The organism is Nonomuraea sp. KM88 (genome assembly GCF_052245635.1).
GTDB lineage: Bacteria > Actinomycetota > Actinomycetes > Streptosporangiales > Streptosporangiaceae > Nonomuraea.
In genome coordinates, this window is sequence record NZ_JBQQCC010000004.1 from 534026 (window position 1) to 559666 (window position 25641).

Here is a 25641-nt window from a genome sequence, read left to right on the forward strand (position 1 = left end):
TGTCTCAGTCGTCGCCGCGCGGCGTGCCGTACACCTTCGGCTCGAAGTAGCCCTCCGGCTCGGGCACGAACGGCTGGCGCGGGCGCGGCACCTCCGCGCCCGCCTTCAGTTCCTCGCGCAGGTCGCGTACGTTGTCCCGCAGCCCGCGCCGCCACGCGACGCCCAGCACGGCGGCCGAGCCGGCGAACAACCACGGCGCCCCCTGCGTCAGCGACGTGTAGAGCCCGAGCGCCAGCGACTGCACGATCGACACCGAGCCGAACGCCCGGCCGAGCTCGACGAAAAGCGTGGCGCAGAAGAACACCAGCGGCGGCGTCACCACCAGTGACAGCAGCTCGCGCCGGTTGACGAGCAGCACGCCCAGCAGGCTGGCCACGACGAACGCACCGCCCACCAGGTGGGGGACGTCGAGCAGGGCGGTCAGCACGTAGCCCGCGAGGGTGGCGACCAGGGAGAGCGCGATGGCGCCGCGCGCGGTCAGCTTGACCGCCGAACGCCTGCCTTTCCCGGCCACTGGCCCACCCCCGTCTACTGCGACCCGTTGGCCAACTTACCGTTCGGGTGCGAAATCAGTGACGAGGTTGGCTGAGAAGCGGTTTCGAGCAGTTCGGGTGAGGCGAGGGGCCTGGGCAGCCCTTCGAGCATCTCGGGGGAGTCGAGGTCGCCGTCGACGACGCCCAGATCGTGCAGCTTGCGCGCGGTGACCAGCACGCGGCTTTCGAGCGATCCGACCGACTTGTTGTACGCCTCCACGGCCCGCGTCAGCGCCCTGCCGAGCGAGTCGACGTTCCTGCCCAGGGTCGAGAGCCGTTCGTACAGCTCCTTGCCCAGCTCGAACACCGCCCGCGCGTTCTCGCTGAGCGCCGCCTGCTGCCAGGCGTAGTGCGCGGTGCGCAGCATCGTGATCAGCGTCGTCGGCGTGGCGATGTGCACCCGCCGCGTCATGGCGTATTCCAGCAGCCCGGGGTCGCGTTCGAGGGCGGGCGCCAGGAACGCCTCGCCGGGGATGAACAGCACGACGAACTCCGGCGACGGGTTGAACCCCTGCCAGTAGGACTTGGCGGCCAGCCGGTCGATGTGCTCGCGCACGTGCCTGGCGTGCGCGTCGAGCCTGACCGTGGCGAGCGACTCGTCGGACGCCTCCGCGGCCTCCAGGTATGCCGCCAGCGACACCTTGGAGTCGACCACGATGTTCTTGCCGCCGGCCAGCCTGACGACCATGTCGGGCCGCATGGAGCCCTCGGCGACCTGTTCGTCGAAGTCGCAGTAGCGCTGCATCCCGGCGATCTCGGCGACCCTGCGCAGCTGGAGCTCACCCCACCGGCCGCGCGCCTCGGGCCGCTGCAGGGCCCTGACCAGGGCGGTGGTCTGGGAACGCAGCTGCTCGTGGCTCTGGCGTACGAACTCCATCTGCTTGGCCAGCTCCGCACGCGCGGCGCGCTGGCCCGACTCGGTGTCGCGCAGCTGCGACTCGACCCGGGACAGCGCGTCCTTCAGCGGCTCGACCAGGTGCTCGACGGCCTGCCTGCGCTGCTCCAGGTCGCCGGTGGCCTCGGCGCGGCTGGCGGCGAGCCTGGTCTCGGCCAGCTCCAGGAAGCGCACGTTGTTGACGTCGAGCGCGCGCGTGGACAGGGCCTGGAAGCGTTCGGCGAGCTGCTCCTCGACGTAGACCAGCTTCTCCGCGGCCGACCTCGCCCGGGCGTCGGCCTCGGCCACCCGCACCGCCGCGCGTGTCCTGGCGACGAGGAAACCGATGAGCAGCCCGACGGCGAGACCTGTGAGAAGCGAGATGACATCCACTTCATCGATGATTGCAGGACTCCCGGGCGCGGATCTCCCCGACACGCTTGGGCGTTCCGCTTGTGCGCCGAGACTCTCGTCGCCGAGAGTAGTGGGATGGACACGCTCGCGAAGCAGGTGGTGGTGGGCGTCTCGGTGGCGGCGGCGCTGGTCGCGCTGGCCGGGGCCGTCATCGCCGGCGCGGCGAGGAGTTCGCGGCCCGAGCGGACGCCGGGGCCTGCCGCGCTGCGCTGGTCGCCGGGCGCGTGCGTCACCGGCGACTTCGCGCTGACCCCGTGCAACGGCGGCGTCTCCGAGGTGGTGGCCATCGCTCCCGACCCGCCGGGTCCGGGCGACTGCCCCGAGGACACCGACGACGTCCTGCGCGTCGGGCCGGGCCGTACGGCGTGCGTACGCAACTTCCTCGACCCGCACCCCGGAGCCCCCGGCGGTGGCGGCGGCCTGCTCAGGGCGGGCGACTGCGTGGCGCACGACGGCCGCGAGCGGCCGTGCAGCCGGTCCGGCTGGTACGGCAGAGCCGTCGCGATCACGCCGGACGCCGCCGCCTGCCCCGAGGACACCCTGGACACCCTCGGCAGCGGCACCAGGACGGTCTGCCTGGGCCCTGGCGGACAGGTGCTCGACCGGGGCGCGTGCGTGGCGCGGCCGCCGGGCCGGGTGGCCGACCGCTCGGACGTCACCCGGGTGGCCTGCGGCTCGGCCCGGGCGTGGGCCAGGGTGCTGTCGTTCGAGTCGGCCGCGAAGGACTGCCCGGCGCGCTCCGAGCGATACCTGCGCTCGGCCTCCGCCCCGCGCCCGGTGACCTGTCTGGACGTGCTGAGCAAGTAAACTCGACGTCCGTGAGTCTCTCCATCGGCATCGTCGGCCTGCCCAACGTCGGCAAGTCCACGCTCTTCAACGCGCTGACCAAGTCCGGCAACGCGCTCGCGGCGAACTACCCGTTCGCCACGATCGAGCCCAACGTGGGCATCGTGGGCGTGCCCGACGACCGCCTGCCCAAGCTGGCCGAGATCTTCGGCTCGGCCCGCATCCTGCCCGCCAAGGTCGAGTTCGTCGACATCGCCGGGCTGGTCAAGGGGGCTTCCGAGGGGCAGGGAAGGGGCAACCAGTTCCTCGCCAACATCCGCGACACCGACGCGATCTGCCAGGTCATCCGGGTCTTCAACGACCCCGACGTCACCCATGTCGACGGCGAGATCTCCCCCAAGCGCGACATCGAGACCATCAACACCGAGTTGATCATGGCCGACCTGCAGACGGTCGAGAAGGCCGTCCCGCGCCTGCAGAAGGAGGCGCGCAACAACAAGGACAAGAAGGTCGCGCTCGAGGCCGCGGAGGGCGCCCTGAGGGTGCTGGAGACCGGCAAGACCATCTTCGAGAGCGGTCTCGACCGCGACGAGCTGCGCGAGCTGCACCTGCTGACGGCCAAGCCCTTCCTGTACGTGTTCAACCTCGACTCCGACGAGCTGGCCGACGCGGCGCTCAGGGAGCAGCTGTCCACGCTGGTCGCGCCGGCCGAGGCCGTCTTCCTCGACGCCAAGATCGAGTCCGAGCTGGTCGAGCTCGACGAGGAGGAGGCTCTTGAGCTGCTGCAGTCGGTCGGCCAGGAGGAGTCGGGCCTGCGCCAGCTGGCCAGGGTCGGCTTCGAGACGCTCGGCCTGCAGACCTACCTGACGGCAGGCCCGAAGGAGACCAGGGCCTGGACGATCAGCAAGGGCGCCACGGCGCCGGAGGCGGCCGGCGTGATCCACACCGACTTCCAGCGCGGCTTCATCAAGGCCGAGATCGTCTCCTTCGACGAGCTGGTCGAGGCGGGCTCCATCGCCAACGCCAGGTCCGCGGGCAAGGCCCGCATCGAGGGCAAGGACTACGTCATGCGCGACGGTGACGTGGTGGAGTTCCGCTTCAACGTCTGACCGGACGGTCCCGGGAAAGGATCGGACGTCTGATCCCGGGACGACTGATGCGTCAACCTCTGCGGGCGTCCGCGCGTCGAATCGTCACGGCGTTCACGCTGACTCGGGAGACCCTCATGATCCGTCGCATCATCCGGAAACGACGCCCCGCACCCACGCTCACGGGCATCAGCCTCGAGGAGGAGCTGGCCCTGATCAGGGTCGAGCTCATGTACGGCCTGCGTGTCAACCGCGAGGCGTACCTCCGCAGAAAGGTCGACGAGCGCAACGAGATGGTGACCCGCATGCGCGAGCAGGGCCCCGCGGGCATGCTGGCCGATCTCCGCGGCTCCCTGGAGCGGGCGGTGCAGCCGACGGTCGTCGACCTGGACAGCAGGCGCCGGTCGCACTCGTCTCAGGATCCTGAGCCCGCCTGACGCTCCGCCTCCGTTCGTGACCTATGCCGAATCCGCAGGTCGCGAGAGTCCATGCGCGATTTGGACAGGAATCCGTGGCCGCCGCGCTATGCGTTTTTAGGCGTTTGGCCTGGTCAAAAGCCGTTTACGCCGGGAACTCACTGGAATCGGGTCTGGGCCCTGTCATGCGGGCCCGGTTTGCCGTGAGGACGGTCATGCCGCAGCATGGGCGTGGCTTTCCTGGAACAATGGCGGAGACCGGATAGGGTGACTACTTCACCGCGGATGATGGGGATCGGCAACGGACGACACCGCGCCAGCCGGGGGGATCGGCGCGAGCGGAGGCGTGATGGCTCGTAGGTCTACCGTCCAGCACGATCCTCGGATCGCTGGCGAGCCCGAGCTTTCCGCGCGCCTCGACACGGACGACTTCGACGCGCCGCCGCCTCGCCGGCCCCGGCGCGGCGGCTGGTCGGGCGGCGGCGGACGGTGGCTGGTATGGACCGGCCGCATCATTCTCTGGGCACTTATTGTGGTTGTCGTGGTGAATGGGATTCGTGCCCCATTTGAGAGGTTTACCCAGCAGGAGGTTGCCGCGCCCAATGGTGCGGTGCAGGAGCACCATGGATTCCCCGCCGAGCGAGGCATGGCATTCGCCGCCCAGTTCGCGGGCGTCTACCTGAATTTCAACCCCGACGACGCGGCGAGCAGATCCAGCAAACTCGCCGCGTTCCTGGCCCAGGGCATGGACCCGCAAATGGGCTGGGACGGCTTCGGCAAGCTGGCGGCCGTCGCCATCCAGGCCTACGACATCGAGGCGGCCGACGCCCACAACGCGGTGGTGAGCGTGGCCTTCCAGACCGGCCCGCGCAGGATGATGGTGTCGGTCCCGATCTACTTCTCCGGCGACGACGCCGGAGAGAGGTTCGTCGTCTCAGGGCGTCCGGCGATCCTGCCCGCCCCGGCCCCGGCCGACCTCCCCCAGGTGGCCAAGCCCGAAACCGACGACGCGGCCGCGGCAGAGCTCAAGCCGCAGCTGGAGGGCTTCTTCAAGGACTACGCCGACGGCGACGCCGCCGGGCTGCAGCGCTACGTCGCCGCAGGCAAGAGCCTGCCGAGCTTCGGCGGCGCCTTCACCTTCGCGGAGCTCAAGGAAGTCGTGGTGCCTGTGGGGGGTGCCACCAGAGAGATCCAGGCGGTGGTGGTGTGGACGGTGCCGAACGGCGACGCCCCGCCCACTCCCGACTCCACCGACCCGGCGGCGGCCGGCGGGCGTCTGGAGCAGGCTTATCGCCTGACCGTCGAGAAGCAGGGCGACAAGTGGTTCGTCGCCGATATCCGCGGCGCCGGCCGGGTCGCTGATTAGGGCATGGCCACGCTGCTGATCGGTACCCCCCGGGAGGACAAGAAGTGACCTATAAGACCGTACTGCTCACCTTGATCGAGATGACGCCGACACCGGTGTCGACCGGCATCGACACCGGAGGGCTCGCCGACTTCCTGCGCGCGTTCTTCGCGCCGCTGTTCCTGGTCGTCGTCTCCGTGGTCGCGCTGTTCTTCCTCTTCACCCGCGAGATCACGCGGTTCGTGCAGTTCCTCATCCTGGCCGTGGCCATCGGAGTGATCTTCTACGTTCCCAACATCATCGAGGTGACGGCGAAGGCGATCGCGGGCGCGCTGGGCATCACGTAAGGGTTGAGACCGCTCCCCGGCGGTCATGAACGAGCGGGCGAGAGGAGGGCCGTGTGGACCTGCCCACGTACACGAACATCTGGCGGATAGAGAAGCGGCTGTACAAGCTGTACGACCTTCGCCTGCCGATGCCGCTGCCGATCGTCTGGATCGGCGTCTTCGTCGGAGTGTTCGTTCCGTGGTCGCTCCTGCTGGTCCTGGTGGGCGTGCCGGTGGAGATGCCGTGGCACGTGCTGTTCCTCGTCCCGCCCGGGATCGTCACGTGGTTGTCCACCCGTCCCGTCATCGAGGGCAAGCGGCTCACCGAACTGCTCGAGTCCCAGCTCCGCTACCTCGGCCAGCCCAGAGCCTGGTACCGCCTCGCGCCGGGCGCCGAGCCCGAGACCGTCACGTTCTCCGCTCGCGTCTGGCGCGCCACCCCCGCCAGGGTCAAGGCGAAGAAGCCGCGCAAGGCCCGCCAGGCGCAGCGCAGGCGCGAGGGCCAGCGGACCACCGGGCCTCGCCAGGTGCGGCCCGTCGTGGCCGCCGCCGCTGCCGCTGCCGCGCAGGCCCCGGTGGGCGAGCAGCCGGGCGCGCGTCCCGGCTGGGGCACGCGCCGCGGCACCGCGCCGGCGCTCAAGGCCCAGGCACACCAGGCGCCCCCCTCGCCGGCACGCGGCACCGCGGGAGGCGCGATCCGGCGCGAGAAGGGGCTCTCAGGCGGCGCTGAACGCCGTCACGACCGCTCGCCCGTGCCGTCACCGGGCTCCGGCGCGCCCGAGCCCGGTGACAGGCGTACATCGTCCGGCGAGACGGACGCCGAGGCGCGGGCCGCGCGGGACGCGGTCGTCCCGATCAAGACGGCGGAGAGCCGCAAGCCCGTCGCCGGCAAGCCGATCGACACCGAGGCGCTGCGGAGGTTGAGAAGGCTCGCGGCGAGCGCCGACGCGCCCGCCGGGACGCCGGAGCCCGCACCGGCCGAGCGCCCCCGCGACGATGCGCGCCCCGACGCCGGTGACGATGCGCGCGACGGCGCGCGCCACGACGGGGGACAGCGGCGGGACGGCGGGCGGCACGAGGACGAGGTCGCACGCGATCAGCACAGGAAGGGGCAGCCGCCCCGGCTGGGGCCGGCCCTGGTGCTGAAGGGCACGCAACGGATCTGGCCACCGCTCAACCCCGACGCCAAGCCCCTGCCCCGCCCCGCAACGCCCACGGACGACCGCGCGGCAGGCACCTCCACGGGAGCCGCTCCCGCAGGAGACGACCGCACAAGAGCCACTCCCACGGGAGCTCACGCAGGAGATGACCGCGTGGGAGCCTCCGCGACAGAGGACGACCGCGCAGAAACCGTCCCTACGGCGCCCGACACGGCGAAGGCCGACGACGTTCCCCCGGCCGCTGCCGGTGACGCGCCTGGGGCCGCTGACGTTCCGCCGGTTGCCGCTGGTGACGCGGCCTCCGAAGAGGTGGACAGCCCTTCGGAGGGTGCCGTCGCGAGGGGGTCAGGAGACGGCACACCGGCCGCCGTCCCGCCGCGAGCGGGTGACGCCGCGCAGGACGTGCCTGACGCCGTCGGTGTCGGGTCCAGGAGCGCGAAGGACGAAGAGGCGGGGAACACCTCCGGCCAGGTCGCGGACGTACGGGAAGCGCCAGGCACCCCGCAGCCCTCGACGCGGGGCCAGGCGGTGGGCCGTCGGGTGAGGCCGACGCTGGTCCCCGTCGACGGGCCCGGACCGGGCAGGACGACCGGCGAGGGCCGCGACGCGCCCGGATTCGACGTGTCACGGGAGCGCGACGCCCCTGCGCCCGCCACGGCCGGCGGCCGCGACGCGCCTGCGCCCGGTACGGCAGCCGACCGTGACGCCCCTGCGGCGCGTGCCCGTGACGCCCGGGTGGCTGGTGGGCGCGGCGGTCAGAGGGCCGCGGGACGGGAGGCGCCGCCGTTGCGGAGCGAACCCGGACGGGGCGGAGAGCTGGTGCCACCGGTGCCCGGGCCGCGTCCGGGTGAGGGCCGGGTGCGCCGGGTCGAGTCGGTGGTCGGGCGCGACTCCGGCGGGTGGCGGCGGATCGCCCAGGTGGTCGTCGGCGGAGGTGGCGTACGCACCGACGGCTCCGAGATCGACGAGGCCAGGGCGAGGGCGGTGTTCAGCGGCAGCCGCAGGGTCGTCGTGCTGGGCTGCACCGGCGGAGCCGGGCAGAGCACGACCGCGCTCATGCTCGGCCACACGTTCGCCCGCTACCGCGACGACAGGGTGGTGGCCGTCGACGCCAACACCGGCGGCAGCACCCTGACCAGCAAGATCGAGCTGGAGACCCCCGAGACGCTCACCTCGTTGTTGTCCGGTCTCGACCGGGTCAGCGGCTATCTCGCCATGCGCGGATACACCACCAGGACGGCCTCCGGGCTCGAGGTGATCAGCGCGGACACCGACGCCGGCGCCGAGCAACGCCTGGCGGACCGGTCCCTCTTCTCCGACCACCGGCTGGGCGAGTCGATGCGCCTGCTGGACCGCCACTACAAGCTGGCCGTCATCGACCCGGCGGCGGCGCTGGCGGCACGGGTGCTGCCGTACGCCGACCAGCTGGTGCTCGTGGTGCCGGCGAGCGAGGAGGCGTCCGAGGCGGTGGCGATGACGTACGAGTGGCTCGACGGGCACGGCTGCGCGGAGCTGCGCAGGCGTGCGGTGATGGTCGTGAACGGCGTCAGCAGGCGTTCGATGGCCGACGTCGAGCAGGCGGAGGCGGTGGCCAGAGGCAGGTGCCGGGCCATTGTCAGGGTCCCCTGGGAGGACGATCTGGCGCCCGGCGGTGCGGAGGTCGTCGACCCGGGGCAGTTGCGCGCGGCCGGGCGGCGGGCCTACCTCGCCCTCGCGGGCGTGGTGATAGCGGGCTTCGCGGCACAGGCACAGACCGTCCGACCGAGCGAGGAGGAGTTGGCGAGTGACCCCCCGGGCACGAGAATCGGTGAGCGATAAGTGAACAAGCGAGCAGGCCTGGCCCGTTCATGCGCTGAGGGGGCGGCATGAGCAGGGCATCACGAGCGCACCAGCGCCTCGCGGTCCGCTATTTCGACGACCGCATCCTGCTCACGGACACCTGCGCATGGGCGTACTTCAGACTCCCGACGGTCAGCTACGAGTTCGTCACGCCTGAGGAGCGCGAGGCGCTGGCCACCAACATCACGATCGCGCTGGCCGCGATCAGGATGCCCGACGCCGAGGTTCACCTGAGGGTCGCGCACCGCACCTACCCCGCGGCGGAGTGGGCCATGGCGCTCAACGCCACGTCCGACGAGGGGCCGGGCTGGCGCGACTACCTGGAGGAGATGTACCGGCACGTCTGGGCGAAGGACTTCTGGTCGAAGGAGGTCTATCTCGGCGTGCGGCTCGGGCCGCGCGGCAAGCAGCTCGGCAGCGGCGTGCTCAGCCAGCTCCTCGGCTTCTACCAGAAGACCGAGAAGTCTCTCGGCATGGAGGACGACCATGTGCCCGACAGCGAGATCGGGCGGTGGACGGAACAGGCGGAGCGGCTGGGCAGGGCGCTCGCGTCGAGCGCCCTCTACGCCAGGCACGCCACCTCCGTGGAGGTGGCGTGGTTGTTCCAGCACGCGGCCGCGGGCGCCCTGGGCGACCCGCCGCCGTCGGCGAGCCCGAAGCGGCGCTGGGGCAGGGGCGAGATCGAGGCGCTGGTGGAGGGCGAGATCCACAACGGCAGGTCGTTGTTGCGGATCGTGCAGCCGCAGGGCGACTCGTACGTGGCTCATCTGTCGTTCGCGCGTTTCCCCGATCTCATGCCGTTCCCCGACGGCGAGCCGTGGATGCACTTCGCCGACCAGCTCGCGTTCCCCGTGGAGATCTCGTCGCGGATGCGGCTGATCCCGCCGGTCAAGGCGTCCAAGGACGTCGCGCGCAAGCTGGCGCACGCCCGTGACATGGACCACCACATTCGAGAGGCGGGCGCGGAGGCGCCGCTGGCGCTGGCGGAGCAGATCGACGCGGCCAGGATGCTGGAGCACGGCATCACGAAGGAGCGGCTGCCGTTCGTGTACGGCTGGCACCGCCTGATCGTGTCGGCCCCGACCGAGGACATCTGCGTGCAGCGGGTGGAGGCGGTCGTCGAGCACTACCGCGACATGGGCATCGACGTGGTCAACTCGACCGGCGACCAGTTCTCGTTGTTCCGTGAGGCGTTGCCGGGGGAGAAGGTGCAGGTCAACGCCTATGCCCAGCGGCAGCCGCTGCGGACGATCGCGGGCGGCATGGCCACGGCGACCGTCGACCTGGGCGACCGGCTGGACGACGGCAGCGAGGGCTGGCTGGGCCCGTACATCGGCGAGACGGTGGGCAGGGCGCGCAGCATCGTGCACTTCGACCCGCTGCTGGCGGCCAGCCGCAACCGCCCGACCGCCATCGCGATCACCGGCGAGCCGGGCGGCGGCAAGACGACGCTCGCGCTGCTGATGATCTATCAGATGGCGTTGCGCGGGGTGACGGTCGCGGTGATCGACCCGAAGGGCGACGCCGAGTCGCTCGTACGGCTGCTCGACAAGCGGGGGCGTAAGGCGCGCATCATCCCGCTCGGGTCGGCGGCGCCCGGGCTGCTCGACCCGTTCTCGTTCGGCGACGACATCGCGGCGAAGAAGACGATGGCCACCGAGACGCTGCGCCTGCTGCTGCCCCGCATGTCGGAGGAGCGCGAGTCGGCGATGATCCAGGCGGTGGCCGCGGTGTCGAACGCGCCCGACCCTTCGCTGGGCAAGGTCGTCGACTTCCTGGAGCAGGCCGGCGACGCCGCGTCGAAGAACCTCGGCGCGGTGCTGCGCTCCATGTCGGAGATGCACCTGGCCAGGCTCTGTTTCGACCCCTCCGGCGGCGACCAGATCGACACGGAGGGGTGGACGACCGTGTTCACGCTGGGCGGGCTGACGCTGCCCGACGTGGCCACGACCAGGGACGACTACTCCTACGAGCAGCGGCTGTCGGTGGCCCTGCTCTACCTGGTGTCCCAGTTCGCGCGCAGGCTGATGAACGGCCTCGACCGGCGCGCCCCCAAGGCGATCTTCCTGGACGAGGCGTGGGCGATCACCTCCACGCCCGAGGGCGCCAAGCTGGTGCCCGAGGTCAGCCGGATGGGCCGCTCCCGCAACACCGCTCTGGTGCTGGTCTCGCAGAACGCGGGAGACCTGCTGAACGAGCAGGTGACCAACTGCCTGTCGTCCGTCTTCGCGTTCAGGTCCACCGAACGGGTGGAGGTGGACCACGTCATGTCCCTGCTCGGGGTGGAGCAGTCGGAAGAGCACAAGGCCGTGCTGCGCTCGCTGGGAAACGGCGAATGCGTGTTCCGTGATCTGGATGGCAGGGCGGGCCGTATCGGAGTAGACCTGATCTCCGAGGAACTTCTCCGTTGGCTCGACACGAACCCCACACACGACAAACCCGTCGCCGACGGGCATGATGATCTTCAGGGGGGCGTGGGCAGAGCGCAGGAGGTACGGTCATGAAGGTCCGGCTATCCCGACGACTCGCGCTGGCGTTCGCGCTCGTCACCGCCGTGCTCGTGGTGCCCGTCGTGGTGGGCGGTGTGTCCGCCCCGGCGGCCGCGGCGCCCTGCGACCTGTCGGGCGCGCTCGCACCTGAGGTGATCGGCGGCGGCACCGACGGCATGATCCAGCCGCCGCCCCCCGAGGGCGGGGCGCAGGCTCCGACCACCAACTACGGCCAGTTCGGGATGAGCGGCCAGTTCTGGCACACCCACGAGCTGGGCTGTTCCGACTACGTCGCCGTGCTCGGCAACATGTGGGCCAACGGCATCTTCACCGCGGCGAAGGCCGTCGACCGGCTGACGATCACCACGTACCAGGCGGCGGCGACGGAAGGGCCGCTGCAGTCGATCAAGGACGTGGTCGACGACATCGTCACGAACCTGGCCAACGCGATGTACTGGCCGCTCCTCCGCCCGATCGTGATCATCGGCGCGATCTGGCTGGCCTGGTACGGCCTGATCCGCAAGCGGGCCACCACGACCGCTGAAGGCGTGATCTGGATGGTCCTGGCGGTCACCGTCGCGGTCTGGTTCTTCAGCCGGCCCGGCGACTTCACCGGGCTCGGCAAGGTGGTCACCGACAAGACCGGCGAGGTCGTCAACTCGGCGTTCTCCGGCCTGCCCGGCGCGGGCGGCGCGTCCTGCCTGCCGCCTCCGGGCGACGCCGATCCCGAGCTCAAGCCGGGCGGCTTCGGTCAGGGCGGCACGCCGGGCGTCGAGCAGAACGCCGACGCGCTGTGGTCCACGCTGGTCTGCAAGCCGTGGCTGGTGGGCCAGTTCGGCACCGCCGACCCGCAGCAGCCCATCGTGCGCGACTTCGGCCGCAAGATGCTGGAGATCCAGTCGATCCCGCCCGCCGTCGCCGGCCAGCCCGCCCCCGACGTGGGGGCCCGCCAGTCGGAATACGCGGAGCTGGCCTCCCAGCTGAGGAACGACCCCCGCTACACCGTCTTCTCCGGCAGGGACTGGTCCAACCGGCTAGGCGTGGCCGTCGGCGCGTTCATCGCCGCGCTGGTGGCCGGCACGCTCATCTTCCTGGTGGCGGTCTCGCTGCTGGTGTTGAAGGTGGGCTTCCTGCTGCTGCTCATCCTCGGGCCGATCTTCCTGCTCATCGGGGTGCATCCGGGCAGCGGGCGGATCATCGCCATGCGCTGGGTTGAGATGCTCGTCGGCACGCTGCTGAGACAGGCCGTGCTGACGATCGTGCTCAGCGTGCTCGTGTACGGCTACGCGCTGATCATCTCCACGGCCATGCCGTGGGGGCTGCAGGTGCTGTTCATGGCCCTGCTGACGATCGCGGTGTTCTTCTACCGCCGCCCGTTCCAGCACCTGTTCGCCTCGCTGAACGGCCACACGGTCACCACCCGCATGCTCGGCGAGGCGGCCAGCTCGTCCGTGCTCGAACGGTCCGCGGGCGCGCTGCCGCCGGTCGCGTCGGCCAGGATCGGACGCTGGGGGCTGCGCAAGGCCGAGCCGGTTATCAGGGCGGCGGCCGCGGCCAACCCGGCGGGTGCGGCGGCCACGGCGGCGACCGGGCAGGCGAGGGTACGCGCCGAGGAAGGCGAGGGCACTCCTTCCGGCACCCGCGTGCCCGCCACGGCGGCGCCCCTCGACACCGACCAGCAGGGCGGCAAGGCGGCGACCAGGGCGCCGCTCGAACCACGCAGGGGCACGGCGCCGCCGCTCAATCTGGGCACGCCCACCCGCACGCGCGGCGGGGCGGGTGGCGCCAGGCCCGGCGGCGGTCCTGGAGGCTCCGGTGGCGCGGCCGGCGCGGGCGCGGGCTCCGGCGGGTCCGCGGGCTCCGGCGGCGGCTGGTTCGGCGGCGGGTCCGGTGGCGGCTGGGCGCGGCGCGGCGGCTCGTCGGGCGGCTCGCGTAACGGCTCGTCCGGCGGCTCGCGCGGGTCCCGGTTCGGCGGGTCGGGCGGCACACGTTCCCGCGGCCCCGGCGGCGGGCTGTTCGGCGGATCGAACGGTTCCGGCGGCTCCGGCAGGACGCGGTCCGGCGGCGGCGGAGGAGGCCAGGCCTGGCCGCGCGGCGGCCAGGCGGGCTCCCGGATCTTCAGCTCCGGCGAGTCGTCGTCCCGCTCCTCGGAGGCGCCACCGCTCTGGCTGCGCAGCGGCAGCGACGGTGGCGGCTCCGGGGGTGACAGCCCCTCCGTGCCGTTCTGGCTCAAGCCGAACTCCCCGGACAAGGACTGAATGTGACTCCTCCGCGCCCTGAAGGGAGCGGCTTCTCGCCCCGCTTGCGCGGGAGACGACGGCCAAGCCCTGACCGATGCCCGAAAGCACGAAGCCGATCCCATCCGGAGGCGGCGACAATGGCTGAGGTTCTGGCGACGGTCCCCTCGGGAGGATCTGATGGCACAGCCAGGTGACCGGCGCGGGCTGGCCTTCGCCGTCATCGTCGTGGTCGTCGCCGCGGTCGGCGTCTACCTGACGATCGGTCCGCCCTCGGAGGAGCAGGCGGAGCCCGCGCCTGAGGCGACCCCCGCGGCCGTCACGCCGGTGGCTTCGAGCACGCCGCTGGCGACCGCGAGCGCCGAGCCGTTCGACGTCTACTCCTACCTGCCCATGCAGAAGGAGCAGCTCGCCGCGGCCGCGGACCTGGCCGAGCGGTTCACCGCCGAGTACGGCACGTTCCGTTACGACGAGGATCCGGCGGCCTACGCGACGCGGCTGAAGGCGTACACGACGGCCGAGTTCGGCAACGAGCTGACCAGAACGCTCTCCTCGGCGGGCACCATCGAGCAGAACCGCAACGACGAGATCGTCTCCACGGCCACGGCCAGGCTGAAGGAGATCAGGCAGGTCGAGAAGACCTCCATCGTCTTCGTGATCAGCGCCAGCCGGCAGGTCGCCGCGAAGAGCGGCGGCAAGCAGCACAACGAGGAGTACGCGGTCACGGTGAGCCAGGAGGGAGCCGACTGGCGGGTCTTCGATCTCCGTCCGTCGACGGAGGGCCAGGAGGGGGACATTCTGGAGTGAAAGGTACGCGTCTCGCCCTGGTGATCGGTCTCGCCGGGGCGTTGATCCTGGTGGCGGTCATCGTCTCGCCGATGTTGCTGATCTCGTTGCCGTCCTTCATCTCCGGCGGCGGCTCCATCGACTGCGAGGACGACACGCAGGTGGAGGAGGTGTCCGACTCGGGCTCCTCCGACATTCCCGGCAGATACCTGGAGCTGTACAAGAAGCACGGCAAGAAGATCGGCGTGCAGTGGAACATCCTGGCCGCCGTGGGCAAGCGCGAGACCGACCACGGCCGCTCCGACCTGCCCGGCGTCAAGAACGGCACCAACCACGCGGGCGCGGCGGGGCCGATGCAGTTCCTGATCTCCACGTGGGGCGGCAAGGCCAGGATCCCGATGTCGTCCGACTTCAACGGTTACGCCTCCGACGGCGACGGCGACGGCGTGGGCGACGTCTACAACCCGGCCGACGCCATCCTGGGCGCCGCGAAGATGCTCAAGCGCAACGGCGCGCCGGAGAACGTGCGGCAGGCGCTGTTCGTCTACAACCGGGCCTGGTGGTACGTCGACCAGGTGGTCGAGATCGCCAGGAAATACGCCAGGTCCGGCGAGGTGAAGGTGCCGCCGCAGGCCTCGGAGGAGTGCGACGACCCGCTGATCGAGGCCGCGCCGAGCGACGTCGTGGCCAAGATCCTCGAGTACGCGCTCGACCAGCGCGGCAAGCCGTACCTGTGGGGCGGCACGGGGCCCGACGCGTTCGACTGCTCGGGCGTCATCTACGCGGCCTACCGGGCGGCGGGGTTAGTGATCCCGCGTACGACGTTCGTGCAGTGGCCGTTCGGGGTGAAGATCCAGGAAGGGGACGAGCAGCCGGGTGACCTGGTGTTCTTCAACTCCGGTCCCGGCACGTCCGCGAACAACCCTGGCCACGTCGGCCTGGTCGTGTCCAAGGGCAAGATGCTGGAGGCGCGCTGCCGGCTGTGCGGGCCGATCAAGGTCACCAGCTACCAGGCCCGTACCAACCGGGTCGGCTTCACCCGCCCTCTCCAGAACCCCGACGTGCTCGAACAGCTCAAGAAGCTGCAGAATCCATCCCGGTGAGGAATGTGACGTGATGAGCACGGTCGTGGTCGTGGCCGCGGTGATTGTCGCCCCTGGCGGCCGGGTGCTCGCGGCCCAGCGCGCCGAGCCGGCGGCGCTGGCCGGCGGGTGGGAGTTCCCCGGCGGGAAGGTGGATCCGGGGGAGGACGAGCGGGCGGCGCTCGTGCGGGAGTGCCGCGAGGAACTCGGCGTCGAGATCGCGGTGGGCGAACGCGTGGGCGGTGACTGGCCGCTCTCGGCGGGGTATGTCATGCGCGTGTGGCTGTGCTCCCTGATCTCGGGCGTGCCCGAAGCCAAGGAGCACCTGGCGCTGCGGTGGCTCGGGCCAGGCGACTATTACGACGTCGACTGGCTGGGCGCTGACCTGCCCATCATGAAGACCGTGGAGAACCTGCTGCCCCAGTGATGGACTCCTCACCCTGTGTGTCATGATGGTGACTCAGTGTGATTTGTCGCAACGGGGGAGTGGGAATGATGCGGCGTGGCTGGATCATTGCCGGAGCCCTCCTTCTGACGGCGGTGCCCTGTGTGCCCGTGGGGGCCACGGGGGTGTCGCTGGTGCTCGAGCGGATCAAGGGGTCTGACGGCGCGGGCAAGCGGGTCAGGACGGGGGACGTCCAGCGGTTCAAGGTACGGCTGAACGGGATGGGCAGGGGTGCGAGGGTCGCGGTGGCGGCCAGCCCGGCGGAAGCGCTGGCGGAGGTCGTCTGCGCCCCGTCGCCCGATCGTCCCGCCTGGAGTTTCGGGCCGGGGGCTGTCATGCCGGAGCATGCCGGCATTCCCGGGGCGAGCCGGGAGGAGCCTGCGGGAGGCTCCCGGGCGGAGGTGGTGACGGCGGGCGAGGTGGCCTCCGAGGAGCTTGCCGTACGCGCGTTGTCGGTCCCTTCCGGCTCCACCCGCGCCAGCGCCACCCTTCCGGGAACGCGGGTGTGCAGGCTGGGCGAGGTCGCCGGGGAACGATCCGTTGAGGTGACGCTCACCGCACCGGCCGGGGTCAGGGCCGTGGCGCTGGCGGCGGCCGCCTGGATGCGCACCGGCACCGGTGACGGGCTGACGACCACGGCCGACACCGTCTCCACGCGGGTCACGAGCACCGTACCGGCGCCGCCGGGTTCGTCAGGACCGGAGGAGTCCGGCGGCGGGGCACGGGTGCCCTACGGTGTGCGCGACCGGTCGCAGGACGCCGGCCATCCCGCTGTCGCCGAGGGACCGGCCGGCCCTGGGGCGGGGGAATGGCCTGGCGCGGAGTTCTGGCCGCCGTCCGGTGCCGTGGCAGGGGGTTGGTGGCCTCCCGGTCCCGGCGTGGACGGCCCGCGGCCCGTCGGTCCCGGGGCGGGGGATGGACCGCCTCCAGGTTCCGGCGTGGACGGCCGACGGCCCGTCGGGCCGGAGACGGGAGACGGGCCGCCTCCCGATTCTGGCGAGGCACGTTCACCCGCGGGTGTCGCTGTGGAAGGACGCCGACCGGCCGGCGCCGAGCGGCATTCCCCGGTGCGGCGCGGTGCGGGCGATCCTGGGGTGCGGGAGCGTGGCGTGGAAGCGTGGGAGCCTGTGGAGGCCGGCGCGCAGGAGCACGGTCAGGCGATCCGCGAGTTGGAGGGTACGCGGCGCGAGGCGCAGGAACCACCGGCCATGCGGGGCCAGGCTGAGGAGCAGGGGCCGCCCGCCGTCTCCCCGCAGCGGGCGCCGGGAACGTCAGCGCAGGAGCAGGGAGCGGATCCCGAGCCCGCGCAACAACCGCCTATCGGGACCCAGGCTCAGGGCTCCCCATCCAACGGCTCTCGGTCTCATGGGGGAGCGCAGTCGCGGGGGTCCGGCCAGCCCCAAGGCGCGGTGCCTCAGGCTGTCGCACCTCAGGGCGCCGGGCAGCCTCAGGGCGCCGCGCAGCCTGGCGCAGCGCAGGCTCAGAAGACGGCGCAGCCTCAGAAGACCGCGCAGGCTCAGAAGACGGCGCAGGCTCAGGGCCGGCACTCCCTGCCCGCGCAGAACCGGGGGGCAGTGCAGGCTCAGGGCTCGACCCGGTCCCACGGGTCCACGCAGTCGTTGCCCCACGGGAACGTGCAGGAGATGCCTGACGGGTTCGCGCACGCGTTCCCCGATGGGGCGCCGCAGGTGGCGGCGACCGCGGGAACCGTTCCGTCCCCGGAGATGTCGTTCCCGCCGGCCGCAAGTCCAGGGTCGGCCCCGTTGCCGTTCGAAATGGTGTCGTCGGTCAAACGTGTGCGCCCGGAAGAGGGGGTCAGCATCGTGGACGGCGCGACGGGTTTCTGGCTGGCGGCCGCAGCCGTCGGACTGCTGCTGGGGGCGTTGAGACTCATTGTCACGGTACAACAGGGCCGTAACCGTAAATTGGAGTTGTAAATCAGTCTTTACTGTTACTTTGACCCGGCTAGTATTCCCTTGACCATGGTTTCGGGACTGGCGGAGGGCAACGGTGGAGCGCAGGCGAGCGACAGCCGTGTCCGCGATCGTCCTGGCGCTGGGCCTCGCCGGTGCGGGCGCGGCCCCGTTCATCGTGCAGAGCGCCAGCGCCTCCACGGCGGCGTACGACCCGGTGGAGGGGTGCAATCCCGGCGATGTGTGCGATGCGTGGCCGGGGAATCCCGAGACCACGGTGACGGTCACGGCGACGGCGGGCGAGCCCCCTCCTGACGAGCCGGAGGAGGATCAGGATCCGCAGACGACGATCACCCAGACCGTCACCGCGACTCCTACGAAGACCACCAAGAGCCCCACGCCGAAGAAGACCACCAAGAGCCCGACCCCGAGCACCACGCCGTCCACCCCGCAGCAGCAGCCGCAGCCGCTTCCCACGCAGAGCGTCGAGGTGCCGCCCAGCACCTCCGCCCCCGCCACTCCTGAGGAGAGCGTGGAGATGCCGACCGTCGCGCCGACCGAGACGCCCCCCAGCGCGCCGTTGAGCGAGACGCCGCCTGCCTCCTCCGAGGAGGTGCCGCTGGAGTTGCGGAACGCGGCGCCCGAGTTCGACCAGCGCACGCTGACGCAGAAGCTCAGCATCCCGGCGCTGGTGCTGGTGCTCCTCGCGCTCTTCGCCGTCCTCATCTTCGAGGGGCGGCTGCGCCGGATGGCCCACGCGGCGGCGGTACGCAAGGCGGGGCCGATGGCCCCGCCGGAGATGCCTCCTGGCGGCGGCTACCCGGCGGGCCCGGGCTACGCCACGGCCGGCTTCCCCGCCCCCGGCTATCCGGGCGGCACGGCGTACGCGCCGATCATCAGCTTCGTCCCCGTGCAGACCTATCCGGGCGGCCAGGTGCAGTACGGCGCCGTCTACCAGGACCCGCAGCCGGCTCCGCCGCAGGACTACCCGCACGAGGAGCCGCCCCCGGCGGAGGAGCCGGTGGTGTTGCACCCGGACGAGTTCGGCTCCTACAGCCACGAGCCGCCCAAGCAGAGCGAATACCGTGACCCGTTCGAGCCGGTGATCCCGCCTGCGGACATTCCGCCGGGGGGTGCGAGCCCGTTCGACGAGGAGAGAGAGCGTCCGAGCGCGCCGGCCTCGGCCGCGGAGCCGGGTGACGCGGAGCCCTGGCAGGGCCCGTCGGCCTCGCTGTTCGAGCCGCCCGTCCGCGGCGGTAACTACGACCCGCTGCCCTACCTGCCCGCTGACGGCGACGTGACCGCGATCCAGCCGCTGCCGGACCAGGAGCCGGAGCCCGAGCAGCCGGCAGGCACGCAGGAGGGCCAGGAGCCCCCGCAGGAGGCGCCGGGCGACGCCAAGCGCAAGCGCCGCTGGGGCCGCAAGAAGTAGGGCGCAAGGCAGGCGCACGCCGCGAAGGACGTGGACGCACGAAGGCGGGGGCCGGATCATCCGGCCCCCGCCTTCCGTGTCAGCGCCCTACGAGGTGCGCTTGAAGATCTTGTTGCCCAGCCACACCAGCGGGTCGTACTTCCGGTCGACCACGCGCTCCTTCATGGGGATCAGCGCGTTGTCGGTGATCTTGATGTGTTCGGGGCAGACCTCGGTGCAGCACTTGGTGATGTTGCAGTAGCCGAGCCCGTGCTCCTCCTGGGCCGTCTCCTGCCGGTCCGCCACGTCGTACGGGTGCATGTCCAGCTCGGCGATCCGCATGAGGAAGCGCGGGCCGGAGAAGGCCGGCTTGTTCTCCTCGTGGTCGCGGATCACGTGGCAGATGTTGTTGCACATGAAGCACTCGATGCACTTGCGGAACTCCTGGGACCGCTCGACATCGACCTGCTTCATCCGGAACTCGCCTGGCCGGACGTCGGCCGGCGGGGTGAAGGACGGGACCTCCCGGGCCTTCTGGTAGTTGTAGGACACGTCGGTGACGAGGTCCTTGATGACGGGGAACGTGCGCATGGGCGTGACCGTGATGGTCTCGTCCTCCTCGAAGGTGGACATCCGGGTCATGCAGCCCAGCCGCGGCTTACCGTTGATCTCCATGCTGCACGAGCCGCACTTGCCCGCCTTGCAGTTCCAGCGCACGGCCAGGTCGGGCGCCTGCGTGGCCTGGAGCCGGTGGATGATGTCGAGGACGACCTCGCCCTCGTTGACCTCCACGGTGAAGTCCTCGAGCCTGCCCTCGCCGCCCTCACCGCGCCAGACCTTGAACTTTGCCTTGTAGCTCATGACTTCGCTATCCCGTCGAACTCGGTCATCTCTTCGTCGGTGAGGTATTTGCTCAGCTCGTCGCGTTCGAAGAGGCTGATCAGATCGTCGCGCATGCGCGGCTGGATCCTCTCCTCGACGCGGACGGCCGAGCCGCCCTCGGTGGAGCAGACGAGCAGCTTGCGGCGCCACTCCGGGTTCATCCCGGGGAAGTCGTCGCGGGTGTGCCCGCCGCGGCTCTCCTCGCGCAGCAGCGCGGCGCGCGCCACGCACTCCGACACCAGCACCATGTTGCGCAGGTCGATCGCGAGGTGCCAGCCGGGGTTGTAGACGCGCGAGCCGGCCGCGCCGACCAGCGCCACGCGCTCCTTCAGCTTCTCCACGACCTGGAGAGCCTCGGCGACCTCGTCGGGCTTGCGGATGATGCCGACGAGTTCGTTCATGGTGCGCTGGAGCTCGTGGTGCACCTCGTAGGGGTTCTCGCCGCTGCGTCCGAGCGGTGCGATCGCCTCCTCGCGGGCCGCTTCGACCGCGTCGTCGGCCACCTTGGGCCGGGCCGCGAGCCCGTCCACGTACGCCGCCGCGCCCGCGCCCGCCCGGCGACCGAACACCAGCAGGTCGGACAGCGAGTTGCCGCCCAGCCGGTTGGAGCCGTGCATGCCGCCGGAGACCTCGCCGGCCGCGAACAGGCCGGGCACGGCCGCCGCGCCGGTGTCGGCGTCGACCTCGACGCCGCCCATGATGTAGTGGCAGGTCGGGCCCACCTGCATGGGCTCGGCGGTGATGTCGACGTCGGCCAGCTCCTTGAACTGGTGGTGCATCGACGGCAGCCGCTTCTTGATCTCCTCGGCGGGCAGCCGGGTGGAGACGTCGAGGAAGACACCGCCCTGGGGCGAGCCGCGACCGGCCTTGACCTCGGCGTTGATCGCGCGGGCCACCTCGTCACGCGGCAGCAGCTCCGGCGGGCGCCGGTTGTTGGCCTGGTCGGTGTACCAGCGGTCGCCCTCTTCCTCGCTGGTGGCGTACTTGTCCTTGAACACGTCGGGGACGTAGTCGAACATGAAGCGCTTGCCCTCGGAGTTGCGCAGCACGCCGCCGTCACCGCGGACGGACTCGGTGACGAGGATGCCGCGCACGGACGGCGGCCAGACCATCCCCGTGGGGTGGAACTGGATGAACTCCATGTTGATCAGGTTGGCGCCGGCGAGCAGGGCCAGGGCGTGGCCGTCGCCGGTGTACTCCCAGGAGTTGGAGGTGACGACGTAGGACTTGCCGATCCCGCCGGTGGCCAGGACGATGGCCGGCGCGTCGAAGAGGATGAAACTTCCCGACTCGCGCCAGTAGCCGAACGCGCCGGAGATCGCGTCGCCGTCCTTGAGCAGCCGGGTGACCGTGCACTCGGCGAAGACCTTGATGTAGGCCTCGTAGTCGCCGTGGGTCTCGTAGTCCTCCTGCTGGAGGGCGACGACGCGCTGCTGCAGGGTGCGGATCATCTCCAGCCCTGTGCGATCACCCACGTGGGCGAGCCGTGGATACTCGTGCCCGCCGAAGTTCCGCTGGCTGATCTTGCCGTCCTTGGTGCGGTCGAAGAGCGCGCCCCAGGCCTCGAGCTCCCAGACGCGGTCGGGCGCCTCCTTGGCGTGCAGCTCGGCCATCCGCCAGTTGTTGAGGAACTTGCCGCCCCGCATGGTGTCACGGAAGTGCACCATCCAGTTGTCGTCGGGGTTGACGTTGCCCATCGCTGCGGCGGCGCCGCCCTCGGCCATGACGGTGTGCGCCTTGCCGAACAGCGACTTGCAGACGATCGCCGTGCGCTTGCCCTGCTGGCGCGCCTCGATCGCGGCCCGCAGGCCGGCGCCGCCCGCGCCGATGACGACGACGTCGTACTCGTGGCGCTCTGTGTTCATCGGGTTTTCCACTGAAGCTGGTCCTTACGCGAACGGGAAGGCGATGATGCCCTTGGCGACCAGGCGTACATAGAGGTCGGCGCCCATGACGGAGAACATCGAGGCCCACGCGAGCTGCTGGTGCTTGGCGTTGAGCTTGGAGACGAACGTCCAGGCCCGATAGCGCAGCGGGTGACGGGAGAAGTGGTTGAGCCGGCCCGCGGTGATGTGGCGGCACGAGTGGCAGCCGAAGGTGTAGCCGAGGATGAGCACGGCGTTGAGGAGCAGGATCCACGAGCCGAGGCCCAGCGGCTTGTGCACCAGCGCCAGGACGGCGTCGTAGGTGAGGATGGCGCCGATCACCACCGCGAAGTAGAAGAAGTAGCGGTGGATGTTCTGGATGATCAGCGGGAACCGGGTCTCGCCGGTGTACTTCCCATGGGGCTCCTGCACGGCGCACGCCGCCGGCGACAGCCAGAACGAGCGGTAGTAGGACTTGCGGTAGTAGTAGCACGTCAGCCGGAACCCGCCGGGCAGGCCGAGGATCAGCAGCCCCGGCGGGAGCGCGTACCAGCCGCCGACGGGCGCCCATCCGAACAGCCGCGCGCCGTCGCAGACCTCCTGAGTCGTCAGGCAGGGCGAGGCGAACGGGGCGATGTAGGGATCGACGAAGTTGCTCGTGTCGATGATCGCCCACACGCCGTAGACAAGGAATGAGCTGAGCCCGAGGAACGTCACTAGCGGTACGAGCCACCATCGGTCGGTGCGCAGCGTGCGCACCTTGACCTGGGCACGCTGCCTTCTCGCTGGTGCGTCGGGCGTCGTTTGGGTCATCGCGGACCTCTCCACCTCCCGCGGACCCATCGCGCAGGGGGTCCGTGGTTTTCGTATTCGCTGGGCGCGCGGATGGCGATCTCCGCTCAGGCGCGCGTTGGTGGGGGATACGTTACGACGACAGGATCGAGTTTAGTGAGCGGGGTCACTCACAATTTCGATGACCCGCTGTGATTCCTGTCACGTAGGTGCGTCACATGGGCTGCCCCGAGGTAGGAAGTTTAACCACCGTTACGAAAAAATTATCTATCTGTCGGACAACACGGATAAATTGCTCAAAGTCCACCGGCTTGGACACGTACGCGTTGGCGTGCAGCCGGTAGCTGCGCAGAATGTCCTCCTCGGCCTCCGACGTCGTCAGGATCACCACCGGGATCGTGCGCAGCACCGGGTCGTCCTTGACCTCCCGCAACACCTCGCTGCCGCTCATCCTCGGCAGGTTGAGGTCGAGCAGGATGAGGTCGGGGCGGGTCGCGTCGCGGTAGTCGCCCTCCCCGCGCAGGTAGGCCAGCGCCTGCTCGCCGTCGTTGACCACGTTGAGGCGGTTGCGGACCTTGTTGAGGTCGAACGCCTCCTTCGTCAGCAGGATGTCCGCCTGGTCATCCTCGACGAGAAGCACATCGATCGGTCGTACGTCCATCGTGATCAGCCTCCAGCCACAGGTAGTGTCCAGCGGAACGTCGTGCCCCTGCCCTCGGTGTCACCGTCCAGCCACAACCGGCCACCGTGGTACTCGACGATCTTGCGGCACAGGGCGAGCCCGATTCCGGTGCCGGGATAGACGTCGCGGGGGTGGAGGCGCTGGAAGATCAGGAAGATACGGTCGGCGTACTTCGGCTCGATCCCGATGCCGTTGTCGGAGCAGCTGAACTCCCACATGTCGCCGGACCTCTCCGCACCGATGTGGATGCGCGGAGGCTCCTCGGCGCGGAACTTCACGGCGTTCTCGACCAGGTTCTGGAAGAGCCGGGTGAGCTGCATCCGGTTGCCGGTGACCCGGGGCAGCTCGTCGCGGGTCACCGTGGCGCCGGTGTCCTCGATCACGGCCGAGAGGTTCTCCAGCGCCGCGTCCAGCGCCACGCCCGACTCGATCGCGGTCTTGCCGCTGGTGACCCGGCCGACCCTGGAGAAGCCGAGCAGGTCGTTGATGAGCAGTTGCATGCGCTTGGCGCCGTCGACCGCGTAGTGGATGTACTGCTTGGCCCGGTCGTCGAGTTGCGTGCCGTACCGCTGCTCCAGCATCTGGGTGAAGCTGGCGACCTTGCGCAGCGGCTCCTGGAGGTCGTGGCTGGCGACGTAGGCGAACTGCTCCAGCTCGCCGTTGGACCTGCGCAGCTCCTCGCTCTGGTCGGCGGCGACCCGCCAGGCCGCGACGATGCGGTCGCGCATGGAGTCGACGTGGCCGGCCAGCTCGGCCAGCTCCGCCGGCCGGTCGACGTGCAGGACGTGGTCGAAGTCGCCGCCGGCGACCGTACGCACCTGTGTGGTGAGCCGGTCGATGGGGTTCAGGACGAAGTGGCGCACGATGAACGCCAGCCCGATGCCGCAGGCGAGCAGCACCGCGAACACCACGATCAGCGTGACGTTCAGCCGGGTGAGCTGCGCGGCGACCTCGGGGGGCGGGGACAGCTCCATCGTGCGGGCGCTCATCACCAGGACGACCGTGACCCCGGCCACGAACGCGATGCCGGCGATCGCCCCGACGAACAGGAACCAGCGGGCGACCGGCAGCCGGCCCAGCCCCGTGGGCTCCGGGGCGGGCGGCAGCGGGTGGATGCTCATGCTTTCCTCCTGCGCAGCAGGATCACGGCGAGGTCGTCGCTCAGCGTGCCGACGTGGGTGATGAGCCGGTCGAGGTCGATGTCTCCGTGGGCGTGTACGAGCTCGATCAGGCCGTCCACCCCGATCTCCCCGTCGGGCTCGCCCACGGCCGCCTCGATCAGGCCGTCGGTGTAGAGCATCATCGTCCACTCCTCGCCCAGCGGGACGTCGATCACCCGCCACTCAACGTCGGGGAAGATGCCGAGCGGTGGGCCGGAGGGCGTGTCGCACACCGCCTCGGCGCCTCCGTCGCGCACCAGCACGGGAGGCGGGTGGCCGATCACGTGCATCTTCGCGTGCAGCAGGTCGGGGGAGATGGTGGCCGTGCAGAGCGTGGTGAAGATCTCGGGGGCCTGGCGCTCGGCCCGCAGCAGCGCGTCGAGCGTGCGCAGCATCGTCTCGTCCGTCTGCCCGGCCAGCACCAGCGTGCGCCAGGCGATGCGCAGCGCCACTCCGAGCGCCGCCTCGTCGGGTCCGTGCCCGCACACGTCGCCGATCACGACGTGCAGGGAGCCGTCCGGCGTCTGCACGGTGTCGAAGAAGTCGCCGGCCAGCGTGCCGCCGCTGCCCGGAAGGTAGCGGGTGACGTGCTCGATCGCGTCGGTACGCAGCAGCGCGTCGGGCAGCAGCGCGCCCTCCAGCCTGGCGTTCTCCTTTGCCGTCAGCTCCGCCTGCAGCAGCGCCAGGTGGGCCAGGTCGGCCCGCTTGCGCTCCATCGCGTATCGGATGGCTCTGGCGAGCAGCCGCGCGTCGATGTCCTGTTTGACCAGGTAGTCCTGGGCGCCGGCCTGGACGGCGCCGACGCCGACGTGGACGTCCCGCAGGCCGGTGAGCACGAGCACGGCGGCGTGCGGAGCCAGCTCCAGGACCTCCTCCAGGGCCTCCAGGCGGTTGGCGTCGGGCAAGGTCAGGTCGACCAGCACGCACTGGATCTGCTCGGTCAGCTTCTCCTTCGCCTCGCGCAGACTTCGCGCCCGGAAGATCCTGGGTGGGGCTTCCGCCTCCTTGAGCAGCTCTTCGACGAGGAAGGCGTCGCCGTCGTCATCCTCGATGAGGAGCAGCGTCAGCGTTATTGAGAGATTTGCCGTCAAGACGCCTCTTCGGGGGGTCGGAGTG

Annotated in this window: 21 protein-coding genes; 13 read left to right on the forward strand and 8 right to left on the reverse strand. The window is 70.6% G+C overall.

All coding sequences use genetic code 11. From position 1 onward, the window contains the following. Positions 1 to 4: 4 nt before the first annotated feature. A complete protein-coding gene (locus tag ACTWPV_RS15930; protein ID WP_443152340.1) occupies positions 5 to 514 on the reverse strand; it encodes a DUF6542 domain-containing protein in 510 nt (169 codons plus the stop codon). A 14-nt stretch (positions 515 to 528) separates the two neighbouring features. Further along, positions 529 to 1800 (reverse strand): DNA recombination protein RmuC, encoded by a 1272-nt coding sequence (gene rmuC, locus ACTWPV_RS15935; protein ID WP_443152341.1) that lies wholly within the window; start codon positions 1798 to 1800, stop codon positions 529 to 531. 96 nt (positions 1801 to 1896) lie between these two features. On the opposite strand from rmuC, the gene ACTWPV_RS15940 reads away from it, so the two are divergent. From ACTWPV_RS15940 to ACTWPV_RS16000, 13 genes are all read left to right on the forward strand, one after another. After that, positions 1897 to 2628 carry a hypothetical protein gene (locus tag ACTWPV_RS15940; RefSeq protein ID WP_443152342.1) on the forward strand — a complete coding sequence of 244 codons (732 nt, stop codon included), beginning with the start codon at positions 1897 to 1899 and terminating at the stop codon, positions 2626 to 2628. Positions 2629 to 2639: 11 nt separating this feature from the next. Continuing rightward, positions 2640 to 3716, forward strand: a complete 1077-nt coding sequence (gene ychF / locus ACTWPV_RS15945; protein WP_347646320.1) for a redox-regulated ATPase YchF — start codon at positions 2640 to 2642, stop codon at positions 3714 to 3716. Positions 3717 to 3832: 116 nt separating this feature from the next. Next, on the forward strand, positions 3833 to 4132 hold the full coding sequence (locus ACTWPV_RS15950) for a hypothetical protein (RefSeq protein ID WP_347646321.1): 300 nt from the start codon (positions 3833 to 3835) through the stop codon (positions 4130 to 4132). Between the two features lie 328 nt (positions 4133 to 4460). Then, on the forward strand, positions 4461 to 5477 hold the full coding sequence (locus tag ACTWPV_RS15955) for a conjugal transfer protein (RefSeq protein WP_347646463.1): 1017 nt from the start codon (positions 4461 to 4463) through the stop codon (positions 5475 to 5477). Positions 5478 to 5557: 80 nt separating this feature from the next. Continuing rightward, positions 5558 to 5803 carry a hypothetical protein gene (locus ACTWPV_RS15960; protein ID WP_246091063.1) on the forward strand — a complete coding sequence of 82 codons (246 nt, stop codon included), beginning with the start codon at positions 5558 to 5560 and terminating at the stop codon, positions 5801 to 5803. A 53-nt stretch (positions 5804 to 5856) separates the two neighbouring features. Then, positions 5857 to 8760, forward strand: coding sequence for a TcpE family conjugal transfer membrane protein (locus tag ACTWPV_RS15965; protein WP_443152343.1), 2904 nt, complete (start codon positions 5857 to 5859; stop codon positions 8758 to 8760). A gap of 47 nt (positions 8761 to 8807) precedes the next feature. After that, entirely contained in the window at positions 8808 to 11285 is a 2478-nt protein-coding gene (locus ACTWPV_RS15970; RefSeq protein WP_443152344.1) for an ATP-binding protein, read from the forward strand. Then, a complete protein-coding gene (locus ACTWPV_RS15975; protein ID WP_443152345.1) occupies positions 11282 to 13528 on the forward strand; it encodes a type IV secretion system protein in 2247 nt (748 codons plus the stop codon). The genes ACTWPV_RS15970 and ACTWPV_RS15975 overlap by 4 nt, the downstream gene beginning before the upstream one ends. A gap of 159 nt (positions 13529 to 13687) precedes the next feature. Further along, the gene (locus ACTWPV_RS15980; RefSeq protein WP_347646325.1) at positions 13688 to 14314 is read left to right on the forward strand and encodes a hypothetical protein; all 627 of its coding nucleotides are present in this window, start codon (positions 13688 to 13690) and stop codon (positions 14312 to 14314) included. Then, entirely contained in the window at positions 14311 to 15396 is a 1086-nt protein-coding gene (locus ACTWPV_RS15985) for a C40 family peptidase (protein WP_443152346.1), read from the forward strand. The genes ACTWPV_RS15980 and ACTWPV_RS15985 overlap by 4 nt, the downstream gene beginning before the upstream one ends. Positions 15397 to 15409: 13 nt before the next feature. Next, positions 15410 to 15802 carry a (deoxy)nucleoside triphosphate pyrophosphohydrolase gene (locus ACTWPV_RS15990; protein WP_443152347.1) on the forward strand — a complete coding sequence of 131 codons (393 nt, stop codon included), beginning with the start codon at positions 15410 to 15412 and terminating at the stop codon, positions 15800 to 15802. A 122-nt stretch (positions 15803 to 15924) separates the two neighbouring features. Next, positions 15925 to 17757 (forward strand): hypothetical protein, encoded by a 1833-nt coding sequence (locus tag ACTWPV_RS15995; protein WP_443152348.1) that lies wholly within the window; start codon positions 15925 to 15927, stop codon positions 17755 to 17757. Between the two features lie 97 nt (positions 17758 to 17854). Next, positions 17855 to 19165: a hypothetical protein gene (locus tag ACTWPV_RS16000; protein WP_443152349.1), complete on the forward strand. Its 1311-nt coding sequence runs from the start codon at positions 17855 to 17857 to the stop codon at positions 19163 to 19165. An 87-nt stretch (positions 19166 to 19252) separates the two neighbouring features. Here ACTWPV_RS16000 and ACTWPV_RS16005 read toward each other — a convergent pair whose 3' ends face one another. The 6 genes from ACTWPV_RS16005 to ACTWPV_RS16030 form a co-directional block, all read right to left on the reverse strand. Continuing rightward, entirely contained in the window at positions 19253 to 20005 is a 753-nt protein-coding gene (locus ACTWPV_RS16005; protein WP_132600105.1) for a succinate dehydrogenase/fumarate reductase iron-sulfur subunit, read from the reverse strand. Further along, a complete protein-coding gene (locus tag ACTWPV_RS16010) occupies positions 20002 to 21891 on the reverse strand; it encodes a fumarate reductase/succinate dehydrogenase flavoprotein subunit (protein ID WP_347646330.1) in 1890 nt (629 codons plus the stop codon). The genes ACTWPV_RS16005 and ACTWPV_RS16010 overlap by 4 nt, the downstream gene beginning before the upstream one ends. Before the next feature lie 24 nt (positions 21892 to 21915). After that, the gene (locus tag ACTWPV_RS16015; RefSeq protein WP_347646331.1) at positions 21916 to 22704 is read right to left on the reverse strand and encodes a hypothetical protein; all 789 of its coding nucleotides are present in this window, start codon (positions 22702 to 22704) and stop codon (positions 21916 to 21918) included. A gap of 193 nt (positions 22705 to 22897) precedes the next feature. Continuing rightward, positions 22898 to 23344 carry a response regulator gene (locus tag ACTWPV_RS16020; RefSeq protein ID WP_443152350.1) on the reverse strand — a complete coding sequence of 149 codons (447 nt, stop codon included), beginning with the start codon at positions 23342 to 23344 and terminating at the stop codon, positions 22898 to 22900. A gap of 5 nt (positions 23345 to 23349) precedes the next feature. Next, positions 23350 to 24486 (reverse strand): sensor histidine kinase, encoded by a 1137-nt coding sequence (locus ACTWPV_RS16025; protein WP_443152351.1) that lies wholly within the window; start codon positions 24484 to 24486, stop codon positions 23350 to 23352. Then, a complete protein-coding gene (locus ACTWPV_RS16030) occupies positions 24483 to 25616 on the reverse strand; it encodes a PP2C family protein-serine/threonine phosphatase (protein ID WP_443152352.1) in 1134 nt (377 codons plus the stop codon). Before ACTWPV_RS16030 ends, ACTWPV_RS16025 begins: the two co-directional genes overlap by 4 nt. Between the last annotated feature and the right edge of the window lie 25 nt (positions 25617 to 25641).

Excerpts from the sequence above, each read along its gene's own strand:
- ACTWPV_RS16025 (WP_443152351.1), bottom strand. The coding sequence starts at position 24,486 with ATGAGCATCCACCCGCTGCCGCCCGCCCCGGAGCCCACGGGGCTGGGC.
- ACTWPV_RS15975 (WP_443152345.1), top strand. The coding sequence starts at position 11,282 with ATGAAGGTCCGGCTATCCCGACGACTCGCGCTGGCGTTCGCGCTCGTC.
- ACTWPV_RS15970 (WP_443152344.1), top strand. The coding sequence starts at position 8,808 with ATGAGCAGGGCATCACGAGCGCACCAGCGCCTCGCGGTCCGCTATTTC.
- ACTWPV_RS16020 (WP_443152350.1), bottom strand. The coding sequence starts at position 23,344 with ATGGACGTACGACCGATCGATGTGCTTCTCGTCGAGGATGACCAGGCG.
- ACTWPV_RS15960 (WP_246091063.1), top strand. The coding sequence starts at position 5,558 with ATGACGCCGACACCGGTGTCGACCGGCATCGACACCGGAGGGCTCGCC.
- ACTWPV_RS15950 (WP_347646321.1), top strand. The coding sequence starts at position 3,833 with ATGATCCGTCGCATCATCCGGAAACGACGCCCCGCACCCACGCTCACG.
- ACTWPV_RS15990 (WP_443152347.1), top strand. The coding sequence starts at position 15,410 with ATGAGCACGGTCGTGGTCGTGGCCGCGGTGATTGTCGCCCCTGGCGGC.
- ACTWPV_RS15955 (WP_347646463.1), top strand. The coding sequence starts at position 4,461 with ATGGCTCGTAGGTCTACCGTCCAGCACGATCCTCGGATCGCTGGCGAG.
- ACTWPV_RS16010 (WP_347646330.1), bottom strand. The coding sequence starts at position 21,891 with ATGAACACAGAGCGCCACGAGTACGACGTCGTCGTCATCGGCGCGGGC.
- ACTWPV_RS16015 (WP_347646331.1), bottom strand. The coding sequence starts at position 22,704 with ATGACCCAAACGACGCCCGACGCACCAGCGAGAAGGCAGCGTGCCCAG.
- ACTWPV_RS15980 (WP_347646325.1), top strand. The coding sequence starts at position 13,688 with ATGGCACAGCCAGGTGACCGGCGCGGGCTGGCCTTCGCCGTCATCGTC.
- ACTWPV_RS16005 (WP_132600105.1), bottom strand. The coding sequence starts at position 20,005 with ATGAGCTACAAGGCAAAGTTCAAGGTCTGGCGCGGTGAGGGCGGCGAG.
- ACTWPV_RS15940 (WP_443152342.1), top strand. The coding sequence starts at position 1,897 with ATGGACACGCTCGCGAAGCAGGTGGTGGTGGGCGTCTCGGTGGCGGCG.